Below are 16,845 nucleotides of genomic sequence, written 5' to 3' on the forward strand. Positions count from 1 at the left end.
TGCGGCGGGAGAAAATCCCGGCACAAGAGTCGGCATCAGCCATGTCGGCGCATACCCGGCAATACCTGGACCCGGCAGGGCGTCACCGGCAAAAAGTATTGACATGGCAAGAGGATATCAGGCAATATGAAAGTCTGGTCGGAGCAAATCACCAAAAAAAAACAGGAGACAAAGATAACATGGTTGTTGAACAGGAAACAATCGATATCGTCGCAAATATTTTCGCTCAGGCGATCAAGAAAACTCTGGAAAAAAGCACGAAGAAAACCATCAAGTTTTCAACCACGTTCCAAGCCATTCCACAGGTGAGTCTGAAGCCCGAGGTTGGGAGCTTCGTCATGTTTTTCGGAGATTACAACGGCCTGGTCATCATGAATTTTTCGGCGGAGGCCGCCATGGATCTGTACAGGAGCTACATGCTCAACATGGGCTTGCCTGAAAGCGATCTGGCCAAGGAATTCACCTCAAATGACGTCATCGACACCATGGGGGAAATGACCAACCAAATGATGGGCCGCGCCATGAGCATGGTGGAAAGCAAGTTTGATCTGACATCCTACTGCGGGCAACCCAAGGCCCTGTCGCTCAATAATGCCATTACCCTCACGCCCGATATGAATTACCAGAGCAACCGCCGGGTGTCGTTTGCCATCGGCACCAGCAGGTTTCATATGGAACTGGCGATGGAACAAACCGAGTTTGTTCTTTTCAGTTCCTGATTTGCGCCCTGCCGGGGCAAAATATTCACACAAACGGCAAAATGAGTATTGAAAAGTAAAACCCTCCCGTTGACAGGCCAAAAAACGACGGAACAATGTGTCCATAATTTACAAACTGTTCATTTTTCACAAGATTCACTCATGTGAAAATTTTCACAAATTATTGGGAGGGGAGTGGAGTCTTGCGGGTTTCGTGCAGGCAACTTGTTGCAATTACATGCAAATATTATGGGTTTGCCGGCCGGTTGGATCAACATCCCGTCAGATGCGCACCCGCACCATGCCCCGCACCGAATTGGCCACATAGACCGCATCGGCCCTGGCCAGATCTTCGGGGAAAAGAATTTTTTCGATGACGGTGAACCCCGTTTTTGTCAGAAAATGGTTTCTGTACACGCCGGGTAACAGTCCGCACGCCACCGGCGGGGTGAAGAAGATGTCGCCCTGCCGGACGAAAACAGAGGTGATCGCGCCCTCGGTCACTTCCCCCTTTTCATTGCAGAAAAGAACCTCGTAATATCCTTCCGCCGTCGCCTTGTGCCGTTCACGGTCATACAGATCCCGCCGGGTTGTTTTGTGGCAGAGAAAGATGTCGGCTGAGTCCGTCTGCTGCGAAGAAAAACGTACTTGCGGTGCCGGCTCCTCGCCCGCCTGTTCCAGGCCTTTGGGCTCATCGCATGGGGTAGCGGTGAGGCTGAGCCCGCCGTCGTCTTTGTTGAGCAGCAAACGGCAGCGATGACATCCCCCCAGGACTTCCAGTCTCTTGTGTTCCCTGCTGAATAATTGCCGAATCTGCTCCGGATTGCAGGGAATCTGAAAATAAGCGGCTGAATCAACCAGCCGGGCGAGATGCTCTTCAAAAAAACGGAATCCTTCCCCTGCACGCCACAGGAGTGTTTCTATCAATTGGAAAGGGGGGAGGGGACGGCTCAGAAAATTCCCCTTCAGTTGACATTCCTGCCATTCGCTTTCCGGGTTCGAATCATGGACAATGCCGGAGCCGACCCCCATTTCTCCCTGGTCCCGGTCAAGCACAATCGTTCTGATGGGAACATTGAAGGCCGCATCTCCGTGAGGGGCAATGTAGCCGATGGCCCCGGTGTAGACGCCCCGTGGTTCCCGTTCCAGTTGCCGGATGATCTCCATGGTCCTGATTTTCGGGGCGCCGGTGACCGATCCGCAGGGGAAAAGGGCCTTGAACAGGTCGTAAAGTCGCACTTTGTCAGGAAGTTCACCCGTGATGGTCGAGGTCATTTGATGGAGTGTTTCATAGGTTTCCACGTCAAAAAGGGATGCCACGCGCACGGTGCCGGGTTTTGACAGCCGGCCCAGATCGTTGCGCAGCAAATCAACGATCATCACGTTTTCACTGCGGTTCTTGCTGTCGGTCTGCAAAAAATGTCTGTTTTTTTCATCTTCCAGGGAAGTGCGGCCCCGACGCATGGTTCCTTTCATGGGGCGTACCGTGCATCTGTTTCCCCGGCGGCGGAAAAAAAGCTCCGGCGAAAAGGAAAGGATGTGGCGCTCCCCATGCCGCAGAAAAGCCCCATAGGCAACGGTCTGGTTTCGCCGCAGCGTCCGGTACAGGTCGGACGGTTTCCCGGCAAAGTCAAAGAGATATTTCAGGGTGTAATTGACCTGGTAGGTGTCGCCTGCCGCAATGTAGCGGCGGATGGTCTCGATTGCCTCGATATACTCGCTTTCGGCAAGGTTGAGCCGCAGGTTGCCGATGTCTAGGGTGTCTGTGCCGGCATCGATTCCCTCGTCAGGTGCAAAAGCGGCAAGGGCGCTGCTGATCGACAACCGGTCGGCATGATCGAAAATAATCGGTTTCCGGAAGACCCCCAATCGGGCAAGCGGCAAGAGTTGGCGCGGCCGGGCCAGGGCCGTCAGGGCGGGTTCAAGCAGGTAGCCCAGTTCATAGGCAAACCAGCCGGCGAGATAAAAGCCGCGATCCAGCCATTCCTGCGCCTGGGTGAAAAAAATACGGGGGTCATCATGCCCATGGAGAACAAGCGTGTCAACCGGATCGGAAAACAGCAGGGATGTCTGATTTTCTTCGGAGAGTTTCATGCTCTCGAGCAGAATAAAATCATCGTGCCCACGGGCGCTCAACAACCGGGAGATATCGTGTTCTGAAAAGGGAAGAAGGTTTGTCATGATCGGTTTTTTTACGCTCCGCGGGTAACTCCGGCAAGGAGAATTCTATACTCTTCACTGACGAAAAAATCAAGCCGTCACTGCGTGAGGTGCGAAACCGCGACTGCAATAAAAATGATCCATTATTTTCTTCGGGCACGGCAGCGGCGCGAATCCCGGCAGGGATGCAATGGCGGGGATTTGCAAGGGTATCCTTGTCACGCTGCGTGGTAACAATTTTCTGTAACCCTTCCCGTGACGGCGTAATCTCTTGTCAGGTAAGAGAAAAGCGCCGATTCTCTTTTCCCCGTTCCCCTTTTTTTTAGTTTTCAACGGGAATTCAGGTTACGGATTTCACCGGGCAAGGGTCATTGCCTGAACATGCATTTTTTGTTTACTTGCTGATTTTACGGGTTTTATTTCATGAATCCTTTGCTGGCATGAATATTGATGTTTGTTGTTGTGATGATCGACGGAAGCGAGATTCATCACGATGCTGCCCGAAGGGGTACAGGAATGCCGGCCATGATGCGCAATCTGCGAAAAAAAATATTTTTGCCCCTTTTGATTATCGACGTGCTGCTGCTGCATTGCGCCGATGTCTTTGCCGGGCTCGTTTACGGGAGAATAATGGGGGAATTCGGCGATAACGGTTTTTTTCTTGTCCGCATCAATGACAGCCACCAGGAGCAGGTTTTTGTTTCCCCGGAAAGGAGCTACAGGGTTCATCTGCCGCCCGGCAGTTATGATGCCGTTTCCGCTGACGGAAGGTTCAGGGGGGTGATAATGAGTTATCCGCAGCCCTATGAACTGAACCTTTATTTTTATCCGGCGGAATAAGACCGCGGCGCGGCCTTCCGCATTCCGGTACGTTTTTTCACGCAATGGTCTTTGAGGGCTTGTTGCCATGGGTAAAAAAAAAGACAAGAACGGCATCGGCGAAACGGAAGGGGAAAACGGCAAAAGTACCCTGGCAACAGTGCTTGATTCCTTCTGTAAAATTCTGGGACCGGCCGCGCTTATTTTTGCCGCCCTCATTGCCAACAGTTTCCAGTCAAAAATGAGCGCCACCAGCATTATCACCCAGCGTGAACAGGCGGAAAGCCAGTTGCGCGCATCGATGTTCAGTAATCTCATCGATCCTATTGTCGGAAAGGAAAGCGGCATCGGCGATGATGACGTCAACAGGATGAAACTGCTGACCGAACTGCTGGTGCTGAATTTCCATGAGCATTTTGAGTTCAAGCCCCTGCTCGAGTATGTCGGCAGCCGGATCAGCGGGCGGACCGGCGAGGATGCCGATGACATGCTTGCCTCCCTTCATTCCGTGTCCCGCCGGGTCATCGACAAGCAGATTTCCATCCTTGCCAAGGAAGGCGCCAGTGTCGTTTCCTCCCAGACCCTTGCCTTTGTCGAAAAGCAACCGGCGGATGGCGGCAGCAGGGTTTTTGAAAAACAATGCCCGCAATGTCCGCCTTATTCCCTTGATCTCGGCAAAGGGGGAGGCAAGAAAAACACTGTCATGCGCGTGGCGGGCGGTACCGAAAACAATCACCCTGAACAGCAGGGGGATTTTTCCGGCAGGGAGTTGATTGTCTATCTGTATGATGCCGACTGGGAGAAACAGCAGTTCAAGGTAAGTTTCATCCTGGATTATAAAGATGCAGCGCATGGGTTTGAATCTTCGAAAATATTCACCCTGACCTGGTTTGATTTTCCCTTGACCGACAACCATTTCTTAAAGGACGGCAACCGCTTTTCAATCGTCCTCGACAATGTTTCCCCCACGGAAAAAGCGGTTTCGTTTCGTCTTGTCTGGTTCCCCAAGCATTATTTTACCATCAGGGAACGGCCGATCACCACCAAGGATTTTTTGGATAAGCTTGATCTTGATTCGGAGGAAAATGGATTTCCGCGGTGGAGTGATGAAGATGCATCCTGAGGCCGCAGGATCGAAATCGGGCAATGGCGCATCCTGCACGGACAGACGATGTTGCGGCAGTAACTGTTTCTTTTAATTTTTAGATCACCAAGCCAGGCCCCATTTCCCGCTTATTGCAGCCGTTTGGCACCTCATTTCATTAGACAAGAAAGGAGAACTAAATGAATTTTGTATGCAAGTTCGCGCAATCTACAATGTGGCTTTGCAGCCTTTATTTTCTACTTGTTTCGGGTTCCATTGCAGCTGAACCAACCTACGAACAAGGAAAAAATATTTTTATTGAAACAGGAGTGGAGGCGCCAGATCGTAATCCAACCTGGTATGCCTCAATGGTAGCAAAGCCGTATGCTCCTGTATTCGAGATTTTAGCCACAAAGGGTACTCAAGGTCGCTATTATCCTTACACATATCCCGTAACACTTAAAGACATTGTGCGGTTTCACGGCCATGATTGCGAAGGCATCACAACCGCTTCAAATAGCGCATGGGTTGCCTTCAAAATACTCTTCCCGGATGGAATCATAGATCGCAGCGTGCTTTGGGGAATAAGCGGCGAATCTCCTTGCTGGTCGGACGCGGTGGCATTCCTGACCGGAGCAAGACTACAATATGGCAACCTCGGCTATTTTAAAGACAAACGATACAGCCATGCCATCATCCTCTATCGAGAGGATACTAAAGTAGCTGTACTCGCAACCTGGAAACAAGGAATCAATAACATTCCCGGCGAACCTGTCATGCTACCCGGCAAGATCACATGGACGCCCAAAGTCACCTTAAAAGATGTGGAAGATCTGAAAGCAATTGTAAAAAAGGCTGGCGGAAACCCAACCCCTTATCAGGTTGACCTCATGCGTCATCAACAATGGCTCCATATCAATGATATATTGGACCACCCTCTTGAAGAGAGTTATCAGGCGCAAGTAATAGCGGACTTCAAATGGGAGGATTGGATTGACCATGAAAAGACGATCACGAAAACCCATGAGCGCAGCGATACTCGCCTAAAAAATTATCCATATCGAGGCAAACCAATTGAGTGATTCATTTTGAAAAACCGATCTCTAATTGGTGGCGATTTCCCCTTCATTTGCATTGAGGAAAATACTTGTTCAGGTGCTCAGTGGTTCTACTATTGAAAGCCAAGCAAATCGCTAAAGCTGACCTGCGGAAGACGCGTTGTTGCTAAAATCTGCAAGCTTTCTGCCGCAGGCGGTTTACCTTTCCGTTGAATATCATAATCAACAAAGAAAAGGAGAAAATTATGAATAAGTATGGCGCAGAGTTTTTTGGAACATTCTGGTTGGTTCTTGGTGGGTGCGGCAGTGCTGTTTTGGCTGCTGCGTTTCCGAATGTAGGCATCGGACTTCTTGGTGTATCACTGGCATTTGGCCTGACCGTGCTCACTATGGCCTTCGCCATCGGGCATATATCCGGCTGTCACCTCAACCCGGCAGTTTCTTTTGGTCTCTGGGCCGGCGGTCGTTTCCCAGCAAAAGAGCTGCTGCCATACATTGTTGCGCAGGTCTTGGGCGGAGTTATAGCAGGTGGTGTTCTGTATCTTATTGCTTCCGGCAAGGCAGGCTTTGATCTGTCCGCCGGCTTTGCCTCAAACGGCTATGGTGCCCACTCGCCTGGCGGGTATGGTTTGCCGGCTGCCCTGATAACTGAAGTGGTCATGACCATGATGTTTCTCCTTGTCATTATGGGCGCCACTGACAAACGGGCACCACAGGGTTTCGCACCGATTGCAATTGGTTTGTGCCTGACTCTCATCCATTTGATTAGCATCCCGGTTACAAACACATCGGTGAATCCTGCGCGCAGTACGGGCGTTGCCCTGTTTGTAGGCGATTGGGCGATTTCACAACTTTGGCTTTTCTGGGTGGCCCCAATCATTGGCGGTATGCTTGGCGCTGTAATCTATCGATTTATCAGTAGTGAAAAGGGCTAATCGGAGAAATTGCCCAACGATTTAAGAATTCGTGTGGCACGGCCACGCCCTCTGTGTCAATGTAAGTGAGACACCTACCCATTGTGAAAAAGATCCACCGCTTGGCGAAGGGTTCGTGTAGAAGCGGACATCTTCGTTGCGCGCCCCTTATGCGTTGCGTTGAACCTGCAAAAAAAGGTGAAAAGATTGATAAAATACGGGTATTTTGAGCTGATTTGTTGCTGTTTTGCAACAGGCGAAAGGAGTGAGGCCGCTTAACTTCAGCACGAGGAATTGCAGTGGCCAAATTCAAACCTTACTGCTGTCAACCCGTTGAAAAATATTAAATTACGGCAAAAACCGGCGGCAACCGACTGATGTGGTCCGCTTTGTCTGGACAGTTCCATGCTGTTTTCGTTGTCAGCCAATAAGCGATCTGTACAAAATGAGGAGGAAACCAATGCCCGCAATGAAACTCCCGGCAAAAATCCGTTCGCTGCTCACTTGTTTCCTTCTCGTTTTGTTCCTTGTTCCCGGCCTGGTCCTTGCCCAGGCCGGTTTTGACGACGACCGGGTGATGCTGCAGGGCTTTTACTGGGAATCGTACCGGCACGGCATGCCGGAGCGGTTCCCGGAGTATGGCCCGAAAAGGTGGTACGATATTGTCAAGGCGCAGTCCCCGGCCATCCGGGCGGGCCGTTTTGATCTGATCTGGCTGCCGCCTCCCTCCTTTGCCGGGGAGATCAGCGCCGGATACAATCCGCGGGAGTATTTTAATCTGGGCAACACATACGGCACACTCGAACAGCATCGTGCCATGCTGGAGGCCCTGCTGCAAAACGGCATTGAACCGGTGGCCGACATCGTCATCAATCATCGTGACGGGGTGAAGGGCTGGGCTGATTTCAAAAATCCCGACTGGGGCACCTGGGCGATCACCGCAGGGGACGAATGTTTCGTGAATCCCGGCTCGGAAGTGTACCAGACACCGGCGGCGCAACGGGGCGCGGCCGAGGAAAGCCCGGCGCCATACTCCGGCCACGGCGGCACCACCTATGCCTACGACTCCTTCCGTGACATCGACCACACCAATGCAACCGTGCGGCGCGACATCATCCGCTACCTGTTGCAGTTGCAATCCCTCGGCTACCGGGGCTGGCGCTACGACATGGTGCACGGCTATCACGCCAGGTGGATCGCGGTTTACAACCGGGCAACCAAGCCTACCTTTTCGGTGGGGGAATATGACTGGGCGGCGCACCCGGAGCAGCGTGGCTGGATCTGGCATACCGCCGTCACGCCGGGGGAGCTCGCCACCGCCGGCAGCGTCTTTGACTTCACCTCGTTTTTCATCCTGAAGGACAATAAGGGGAATTACGGCGCCCTGTACGGGTACGGCAACGGCATCGGCATGGTGGGCGACACCACCGACGGTCATGCCTGGAAGAACAGGGCGGTCACCTTTGTCAAGAACCATGATACCGGTTACCGCACCAATGAAGACGGCTCAGCCCAGCAGAATCATGAATCGGACGATTTTTTAAACGACTGGCAGGTGGAGCAGGCCTATGCCTATATCCTCACCCATCCCGGCGTGCCCACCGTTTTCTGGCCCCATTATTTCGACTGGGGGCAGGATCTGCGCAACAAGCTGACCGCCCTGGTCAACGCCCGCAAGGTTGCCGGGGTTCATGCCGGCAGCACGGTGCATACCCAGCAGAATGCCCGGCGGAAAGGGGTGTATGCCGCCTTTGTCACCGGCAGGCATGGCGATCTGTATGTCCGCATCGGCGGCAGCGACATGGACTGGCAGCCGTTTTTTTCAGGGTATCAAGATTACCGGGAATATGCGGCGGGCAGCGGCTGGAAGGTGTGGGTGAAGATTCCCGGCAATCCGCAGGTGCTCCAGGCGCCGCTGAAAGGCGAGCTGCCTGTTCCCGACTACCACGAGGCGAGCTGGTTTGAGGTGCCGGATGCCTGGCTTGAGTCTGTTTCTCAATAAAACTCCCGCAGGGTTTCTTCGATTCGTGATGGGTCGAAATCCTGATGCACGAGCGGTCCGGCGGCCAGCATCGGAACCTGCTCCTCAAAGGTCGGGCGGTTATTGCGGTAGAGAAGGCCGATGGGGATGCGGTCGCCCCATTCGAGGGATCGGGTAAATGCCGCGATGCGATCCTCGGGATTGTACTCGGGCTCGATGTGGTAGACGCGCTTTTGATACCAGTCGTAGGTGTTGACCTTGTTGAAGGTGACGCAGGGCTGGAGGATGTCAATCAGCGCAAAGCCATTGTGGTTCACGGCCTCCTTCATCAGGCCGCTGAGATGCGCCGTGTCGGCGGCAAAGGCCCGGGCCACGAAGCCGCAGTTGAGCGCCACGGCGAGCGCCATGGGGTTGAACTGCTCGGAGATCACGCCGAAAGGGGTATTTTTCGCCTTTGTTCCGGTGCCGGTTGTGGGAGAGGGCTGCCCCTTGGTCAATCCGTAGATCTGGTTGTCGTGGACAAAGAGCTTCACGTTGATGTTCCGGCGGATCGCCGCCATGAGATGGTTGCCGCCTTCGCCGTAGCAATCGCCGTCGCCGGTGGTGACGATCACCGGCATGGCGTGGTTGGCGAGCCTGATCCCTGTTGCCACCGGCAGGGCCCTGCCGTGCAGGCCGTTGAAGGTGTTGCATCTGGTATAGTGCGGCAGCTTGGCCGCCTGGCCGATGCCCGAAACCAGGGTGATCTGATGGGGTTCAAGCCGCAGATCGACCATCGCCTCCTTGAACGCTTTCAGGATCGCGAAATTGCCGCAACCCGGACACCAAGCCGGATTCTGACCTTTATATTTTTCCAAGGTAACCATCTATCTCTCCTCGCAGTTCTTCCAGCGTGAACGGCCGGCCATCGTACCTGTGGATCAGGGCCGTGAACTCAAAACCGGTTTCAGCCCGCAGCAGTCGGCTGAACTGGCCGGTGGCGTTGTTTTCAATGCACAGGGAAAGCTTTGCCTTGCGCAGGAATGAAACGTAATCAAAAGCATCGAGGTTCGGCAGGGGAAAGACCTCGCTGAAGTGAAGCATGGCGATGCTCGTTGATTGCGCCAGGGTATCGACGACTTCCTTCATGACGCCATAGGTCGAGCCCCAGCCGGTGAGAACGATGCGCGCCTCCCGGTCTCCGTAGAGATCCGGCGGCGCGATCTCGGACTGAATGCGCGGACGTTTCCGCAACAGACGCTTTTCGACCATCCTGATTCTGGTGGCGGCATCCTCGATGATGTGGCCGTCTTCGTCATGCTCGTCGCTGTCAACGACAACGACATGGCCGGCGTCTCCCGGCACCGCAAGCGGAGAGATGCCGGTGTCGGTGTCGGCATAGCGCCTGTAGTCCGTTAGATTCTTGAAGTCATCGCCCCGCAGGCGGTAATCGCGGTACCGCATCTGGCTCGGATCAAAGCTTTCGAAGGTCCACTGGCAATCGGCAAGGTAGGTGTCGAAGAGGATGAAAACGGGAATCTGGTATTTTTCCGCGATATCAAAGGCCTTGCTGGTGAGATAAAATGCCTGGCGCGGCGAACCGGGGGCGAGGATGACGCGGGGAAATTCTCCGTGCCCCGCGGACAGGAGAAATTCGAGATCACCCTGTTCCGTCCGTGTCGGCAAGCCGGTGGCCGGACCGGGCCGTTGTCCCATGGCGATGACGATGGGCGTCTCGGTCATGCCGGCAAGGGACAGCCCTTCCACCATCAGGGCAAAACCGCCGCCCGAGGTGCCGGTCATGGCGCGTACCCCGGAAAAGGAGGCGCCGAGGGCCATGTTGATTGCACTGATCTCGTCTTCGGCCTGTTCGACGACAACGCCGTACTGGTCCGACTTTGAGGCGAGATAGTTCATGATGCCGGTGGACGGGGTCATGGGGTAGGCTGAATAAAACTTGCAGCCCGAGGCAAGGGCGCCGAGGGCGATGGATTCAATGCCGCCGATCAGCATCCGCTGTTTCACGGCGCCGACCGGCACGGCGAAATCACATTTGTCACAATGCTCTTTTACATACTGGTACCCTGCCTGCCCGGCGTCCCTGTTGGCCTGAACAACCTGATCGCCCTTGTCCTTGAAGGTGTCGGTCAGGAATGCGAAAAATATTTCCGGGTCAATGCCGAGCATGCCGAGCACCGCGCCGGTGGCAACAGTGTTCGCCATGATCGGGTCGCCGCCCTGCTGCAGGGCCAGCTTCTCAAAGGGGATCGCCAGAAAGGCGGGGTTCTTGGCCTTTAATTTGAGCCTTGTCCCGTCATAGAGGATCCTGCCGTTCAGCGCAAGCTCGTGTTCGTGGCGGGTGATGCTTTCCCGGTCAAGGGCCACGAGGATATCGATGGTGCTGCGTGACGCGGCAAGAGGCTGGTTGGCAAAACGGATCTGGTAAAAGTTGTGCCCGCCGCGGACACGGGATTCATAGTCCTGGTGGGAAAAGACGTGATAGCCGGAGCGGGTGAGGAGACGCCCCAGGGCATCGCCGATGGTCTGGATGCCCTGTCCCGCTTCACCGCCGATTTTGATGGTGTAATCCATGGAATCCTCTTGGTGATGATTGAAGGCGTTACTGTTAATCGCGGCGGTAATCGCGGTCCCGGTCATCGTATCGATCATCATACCGGTCATCATACCGGTCATCATCGTACCGGTTCTTGCCATGGCCATGCTTGCCGCCTTTCCCTTTGAATCTGACTTCCTTGGGGTAGCGTTCCCGCGGCAATTCGGCCCAGGGGCCACGTTTTGACTTCGAGTAGTACCACCGGTCGTTTGAGTAATGATAGTGAAAGTCGCTGTAATAATAGTATGGTTCCGCCTCCAGCACCACGACCGACGGAAGAAGGGGAGCGATAACGACACCGCCTGAATGGTGTCGGCGTTCCGCCGGCACCATTAAACAGGACGTCAGCAATGCCGCTGCGGCAAGCATGAGAAGTGATATTTTTTTCATAAAGGCCTCCTTTGTTGATGTTTTTCCCGGTCGGGAAAGAGCGCCGTGCAACACGGCAATCCGGGGATGAATGATAACCGCGCACCACAAATAGTGCAATCCTTTACGGCCGGCAAATCCGTTTCAGGATTTTTTCAAAATGAAACCCATGGATGGCCATTTCCACGGCCATGGGCAAAGCCCGTCGTTTGACGCAAAATGTTTTGATAATCAATTTCCAATAGCGAAACCGGGTTTTCGACACAATACCAAGCCGCCAGGCAGCCCGCATGAAGGCCAGCAGGTCATCCCTGCTGATTCTTGTTCGGGCGGTGGGGGTGTAGTTCTTGAGAAAGGTGTTTATCCTCTGATAATAGCATTTCGGCGAATAGAGGGTGGAAAGCAGTTTTTGATAGCCCTCGATCAGTTTTTCTTTTTCCATGCGCGGCTCGAAGTTCAAACGGCCATCGGTGTTTTCGCCGGTGGCATCGCCAAGCAGCCGTCCTTCCGCCTTCAGCCGGTGCCAGAGGCGGGTCTGCGGTAAAGCGGTCAGGATGCCCACCATGGCCGTGACCACGCCGATCTGCTGAATAAAGCGGATCTGCATGTCGAAGATGTTCTCCGGGTCATGATCAAAACCAACGATAAAACCGCCCATGACCTGCATGCCGTGCCGGTGAATCGTTTCCACGGCCCCGGCCAGGCTGCCCGCCGTATTTTGTTTTTTGCCGCATTCCACCAGGCTGTCCTGGTTCGGCGTTTCAAGGCCGAGAAAGACCTTGAAGAAATTGGCGGCGCTCATCAATTGCATCAGTTCCTCATCCTGTGCCAGGTTGACGCTGACCTCGGTCAACAGGGTAAAGGGAAAGCGGTGCTCCTGTTGCCATCTGATCAGCACGGGCAGCAGCTGCTTCACCTGGCGGGTATTGCCGATGAAATTGTCGTCAACGATGAAGACTGATTTCCGCCAGCCCGCGTCAAACAGCGCCTGGAATTCCCTTTGCATCTGTTCCGCTGATTTCAGTCGCGGAATCCTGCCGTTCATGATGATGATATCGCAGAATTCGCAGTTGAACGGGCATCCGCGCGAATACTGAATGGACATGGTTGCATAATTGCCGAGGTCGATGAGCGACCAGAGGGGAACCGGCGTTTTGCTGATATCGGGTCGTTCCGTGGAGGAATAAACCGGCTGCCCATGACCGGCGGCCAGATCCCGGAGAAAGAGGGGCAGGGTGATTTCCGCTTCGTTTAAGACAAAATGATCAATTCCGGCAAACTGGTCATGCTGGGTGGTGAACAAGGGTCCACCGGCGACAATTTTTTTGCCCAGTCCCTTGCACCGTGCAATGATCTGCCGGACGCTTTCCTGCTGGACGATCATGGCACTGAGCAGGACCATGTCCGCCCGGGCCAGATGCTCATCCGTCAAGGATTCGACATTGAGATCCACCAGCTTTTTTTCCCAGTCGCCAGGCAGCATGGCGGCCACGGTCAACAGGCCAAGGGGAGGGAAAGCGGCTTTTTTGGCAATAAATTTGAGGGAATGCTTGAAACTCCAGAATGTGTCCGGATATTCGGGATAAACAAGCAAAATTTTCATGGCGTTACCTCCGGGATTCCTGGTGAAACCAGGCAGTCCTATTCATCGTCCTTTTCTTCAGCACTTTCCCCCGGTTCCTTTTTCACCAGCATGATCGAGCAGGGCATCTTTCTGATCAGTTCTTCGTTGCTGCGGCCGAAAAGAAAGTGTTCCACATGCCCCTCTTCGTGGGCGAGCAGAACCAGCAGGTCGATTTTTTCCGCCTCGACGGTTGCCAGGATTTCATCGGTGGGATCTCCTTCCCGGACCATTTCCGTTATGCTCATGCCGTGCGTTCTCTCGGTCTCGACAAGATTTGACAACTGGCGCTTGGCATTAAGGATACTCTTCTCGTACTCCAGGGCAAGGGCCCTGGTGCCGAGTCCCCAGCCCTTGAGTCCGAAGGGATTGTGGATGGAATGAATGACATACAGGTCGGCCTCGTATTTGCGGGCAAGGGAAACCCCGTATTGAATGGCCTTTCTGCAGGACTGGATCATTCGGACCACAACCAGAATGCGTTTATATTCGCTCATGATGCATCTCCTGTTTTGTTGATTTTTTTGTCATTTCTCGGCTGAGTCTAATTATTATACCGGGGTCAGTCCGCAAAAAGCGATGGCGAATAAAGGGTGCCAAGCGCGCTTTCTCCGGTATTTTTTCAGTTGTTTGAATACCTCCGGTTTCTCCACCTGGGCAGGACAGGCTTATTGCGAAAAAATCAGCACGCTGTACGGCCCGACGGATACTGCCGCATGCCAGGGCAGGCCGTCGCAGGGGCCCGGCCCGGCGATGACGTCAACGCTCGGATGGTTGCCGAAGTCGTCATTGTAGCCCTGCCAATCGCTGTTGAAACGGAGCTTCCAGTTTCCCGGGGCCGGGAAGCCGATGACGTGGCCATCCTGCGGCTCGTGAAAAAAATTGGCGACGACCACGACATCGTCCGCCGCTCCCCCCTTGTCCCACCGGTGGAAGGCGAGGACCTTGCGATCCTCGCGCAGGTGATAGACCTGGGTGTTCTGCCCGCAGAGACCGCGCGTGAAGCCGTCCCGGTTGAGGCGCAAACGGATGATGTCTCGGTACAGTCGAACGATGCCGTGAAATTCTTCGTTCCGGTCCCAGTCGACGGGGACCGTGTCGCGGAACCATCCGCCCTCAAGGAATTCCTGCCCCTGGAAAAGCATGGGGATGCCCGGGGCGGTGAAGACCATCGCCGCGGCCATGGTCGAACGTTTGCGAGCGTGCCAACCCTTGGGGTCGTTCGGACTGATTTCTTGCGGCACCCGCGCCTGGCCGTTCGCCACCTCGTCGTGGGACTCGCTGTAGATGACCCGGTCGAAGGCGTCGTCGTTGTAACGATAGCAGATGGCGTCGCGGATGGCGGCGAGTGAACGTTGCTCGTCTTCCGGAGTGATCACCGCCCAGCGGATGGGGTGGACGAACATGGCGTCCCACTGCGCGGCGAACCCGGCTCCGCCGCCGCCGACATCCTTGGTGAGCCATTTGTTGTTTTGCAGATCCTCGGCGATGGTGATCCGGCCGGGAAATTTCTGCGCAACCTCTCGGTTGATCCACTGGAGCAACCCCCAGCCCTCGGGCAGGTCACGAGCGCCAAACCCGTCAACGGTGCGAATGAATTGGGTGCAATCGAAGCGGATGCCGTCAACATGGTATTCCTCGAGCCACATCATGACGTTATCGAGAATATATTGTCGCACCTCGCCGCGGCCGTAATCGGGCCTGGTTTCTCCCCACGGCGTGACGGCCCGTTCGTCGTTGTAAAAGTAGATTCCGCCGCGATCGTTTTCGTACCAGCCGTCGAACCGCCAAAGATCGAGGTCGCTGGGGCCCAGGTGGTTGTATACAACATCCAGAAGCACGGCGATGCCCTGCCGGTGGGCGCGCTTGATAAACTGCTTAAACGCCAACGGGCCGCCGTAGGTGTTCTCCACCGAGAAGATATGGGCGGGATTGTACCCCCACGACCACCCTCCGGCAAAGGCGCCCACCGGCATGATCTGGATCGCATTGACGCCGAGTTTCTGCAAATGTTCCAACCTTGCCGACACCGAGGGGAATTTGCCGGGATGGTTGTCGTCGTCCTGGTCGTTGAACGTGCCGACATGCAGTTCGTAGATGACAAGCTCGTTCCACGGTGCGAGGTGGAAGTCGTCCCCTTGCCAGTCGAAACCAGGATCATGAACAATGGCGTTGCCGACCGAGTTGGTCACCTCGCGGGCATACGGGTCGATGCGTTTCAACTCGCCGTTTGGAGTGATCAGCAGGAATTTGTACTGATCGCCGGCACGGGCCTCGGCCACGTCGGCGTACCAGTAGCCGTTTTCCTCGGCCTGCATGGGGTGCCTGGTGCCGTCCCAGTCGTTGAACGAGCCGATGACGGATACTCGTTGCGCATGGGGCGCCCACACGCGGAAGGCGACTCCCTGCGCATGTGGAATCGATCCCATGCCCTTGATCCTGGTTTTATCGCTCATGGCAGCGGTCCTCCATTACAATGCCGCAATATTTTCGATTGGTTGCCTTCATGCTCCATGCCCGGATTTTGTCAGAATCCCAGAGACAGACCCAGGCCATAGTATTCAATCTCGTTATTGTAAAACTGGCCGTGCGGATCAAATCCCTTGTACCACTGGGCCATGAGCCGCAGACGACGCTGCCCCGGATTGGGATGGCCGAACTCGAGACCGGCCTTGACGCTGGTATCAACGTTCCAGTCATTTTCCTCCATGCTCTTCATGTCCACCCCTGCAACCGGCCTGCCGTTCCACGCAACCGGCTTGGCGCCGCGATATTCGATCCCCCAGTGGGCGATTAACGGCCGGAGATCATCCGGTTCCTTGTGGATCAGGTACTCGCCGCCGCCGTACCCTCGCCATCCCCGCCATTCGCGGGAATAGATGAGTTCCACGGCTTCGTAGCTGAGGTTCACCCGTTCCGGATGATTCGTACTCAGCAGTAATTCATCCCCCAGATGCGAGCTTTGGTGATAAAGGCGGAAACGAAGCGAATTGTCGTTATGCCGGTAGGTGACGGGAATGCCGATGGTGTAATCCGCATTGATGAGGTCCGAGGAAGAACTGTCCAGGTTGAATTGGGCGAACAGGCCGCCTTGCACGCTGAGTTGCAGTCCGTTTCCCTCACTGCTCCCGAAGAACCTGTACATGCCGAATGTCTCGCCGAAACCGACTGCCGCCAGGGTGTATCGCACTTCCGATGATTTGAAGCCGTTGAGGCTGACAAAGAACTGCGGCTGTTTCGGGTCGGCGATGAGTGGCCGGAACAGGTCGCCGGTGGGAAAGGCTTCCCCTTCGCCGCTGATGCCCAGCAACCTGCTTACCATCCCGGGCTTGGCGCTATCCGCGGGCTTTACCACAATCGCAATCCTCTGTAATCCGTCGATTTCGCGCAGTTGCTTGTCGGCGGCCTCCTGCCGCATCGGATCGTCCTGAAACAAGGTAATGGTGGCAACACCGTTGACAATGCGCAAGATATAGCTGTCTCTCTTCCAGCCCAGGTCCCTCTCAAGGATGGCGGCAATATACCCTGCCAGAAATTCATCGCCACCC

General features: G+C 54.8%; 14 protein-coding genes. 6 read left to right on the top strand and 8 right to left on the bottom strand.

The window, feature by feature from the left end; genetic code table 11:
* Nucleotides 1–179: 179 nt before the first annotated feature.
* Complete coding sequence (locus tag BM485_07365; protein OKY75767.1) at nucleotides 180–719, top strand: chemotaxis protein CheC; 540 nt, start codon at nucleotides 180–182, stop codon at nucleotides 717–719.
* 261 nt (nucleotides 720–980) lie between these two features.
* On the opposite strand, the gene BM485_07370 is transcribed toward BM485_07365, so the two are convergent.
* The gene (locus BM485_07370) at nucleotides 981–2,879 is read right to left on the bottom strand and encodes an aminodeoxychorismate synthase, component I (GenBank protein ID OKY75547.1); all 1,899 of its coding nucleotides are present in this window, start codon (nucleotides 2,877–2,879) and stop codon (nucleotides 981–983) included.
* 429 nt (nucleotides 2,880–3,308) lie between these two features.
* Here BM485_07370 and BM485_07375 point away from each other — a divergent pair, with 429 nt between their 5' ends.
* The 5 genes from BM485_07375 to BM485_07395 all read left to right on the top strand — a co-directional run bounded on the left by BM485_07375 (nucleotide 3,309) and on the right by BM485_07395 (nucleotide 8,735).
* Nucleotides 3,309–3,698: a hypothetical protein gene (locus tag BM485_07375; GenBank protein ID OKY75548.1), complete on the top strand. Its 390-nt coding sequence runs from the start codon at nucleotides 3,309–3,311 to the stop codon at nucleotides 3,696–3,698.
* Between the two features lie 67 nt (nucleotides 3,699–3,765).
* Complete coding sequence (locus BM485_07380) at nucleotides 3,766–4,800, top strand: hypothetical protein (GenBank protein OKY75549.1); 1,035 nt, start codon at nucleotides 3,766–3,768, stop codon at nucleotides 4,798–4,800.
* 194 nt (nucleotides 4,801–4,994) lie between these two features.
* Nucleotides 4,995–5,843 (top strand): hypothetical protein, encoded by an 849-nt coding sequence (locus BM485_07385; protein ID OKY75768.1) that lies wholly within the window; start codon nucleotides 4,995–4,997, stop codon nucleotides 5,841–5,843.
* Between the two features lie 221 nt (nucleotides 5,844–6,064).
* Nucleotides 6,065–6,754 (top strand): aquaporin Z, encoded by a 690-nt coding sequence (locus tag BM485_07390; GenBank protein OKY75550.1) that lies wholly within the window; start codon nucleotides 6,065–6,067, stop codon nucleotides 6,752–6,754.
* Nucleotides 6,755–7,202: 448 nt separating this feature from the next.
* The gene (locus BM485_07395) at nucleotides 7,203–8,735 is read left to right on the top strand and encodes an alpha-amylase (protein OKY75769.1); all 1,533 of its coding nucleotides are present in this window, start codon (nucleotides 7,203–7,205) and stop codon (nucleotides 8,733–8,735) included.
* Here the strand turns inward: BM485_07395 and BM485_07400 are convergent.
* From BM485_07400 to BM485_07430, 7 genes are all read right to left on the bottom strand, one after another.
* Nucleotides 8,729–9,580, bottom strand: a complete 852-nt coding sequence (locus tag BM485_07400; protein OKY75551.1) for a 2-oxoacid ferredoxin oxidoreductase — start codon at nucleotides 9,578–9,580, stop codon at nucleotides 8,729–8,731. The genes BM485_07395 and BM485_07400 overlap by 7 nt on opposite strands.
* Nucleotides 9,558–11,285, bottom strand: coding sequence for a 2-oxoacid:ferredoxin oxidoreductase subunit alpha (locus BM485_07405; GenBank protein ID OKY75552.1), 1,728 nt, complete (start codon nucleotides 11,283–11,285; stop codon nucleotides 9,558–9,560). Before BM485_07405 ends, BM485_07400 begins: the two co-directional genes overlap by 23 nt.
* Nucleotides 11,286–11,319: 34 nt before the next feature.
* Complete coding sequence (locus tag BM485_07410; GenBank protein OKY75770.1) at nucleotides 11,320–11,697, bottom strand: hypothetical protein; 378 nt, start codon at nucleotides 11,695–11,697, stop codon at nucleotides 11,320–11,322.
* 103 nt (nucleotides 11,698–11,800) lie between these two features.
* Nucleotides 11,801–13,279: a B12-binding domain-containing radical SAM protein gene (locus BM485_07415; protein ID OKY75553.1), complete on the bottom strand. Its 1,479-nt coding sequence runs from the start codon at nucleotides 13,277–13,279 to the stop codon at nucleotides 11,801–11,803.
* Nucleotides 13,280–13,317: 38 nt separating this feature from the next.
* Nucleotides 13,318–13,794: a universal stress protein gene (locus tag BM485_07420; protein OKY75554.1), complete on the bottom strand. Its 477-nt coding sequence runs from the start codon at nucleotides 13,792–13,794 to the stop codon at nucleotides 13,318–13,320.
* 171 nt (nucleotides 13,795–13,965) lie between these two features.
* A complete protein-coding gene (locus tag BM485_07425; GenBank protein OKY75555.1) occupies nucleotides 13,966–15,753 on the bottom strand; it encodes a 1,4-alpha-glucan branching protein in 1,788 nt (595 codons plus the stop codon).
* 71 nt (nucleotides 15,754–15,824) lie between these two features.
* On the bottom strand, nucleotides 15,825–16,688 hold the full coding sequence (locus BM485_07430; protein OKY75771.1) for a hypothetical protein: 864 nt from the start codon (nucleotides 16,686–16,688) through the stop codon (nucleotides 15,825–15,827).
* Between the last annotated feature and the right edge of the window lie 157 nt (nucleotides 16,689–16,845).

This window comes from Desulfobulbaceae bacterium DB1, assembly GCA_001914235.1.
GTDB lineage: Bacteria > Desulfobacterota > Desulfobulbia > Desulfobulbales > SURF-16 > DB1.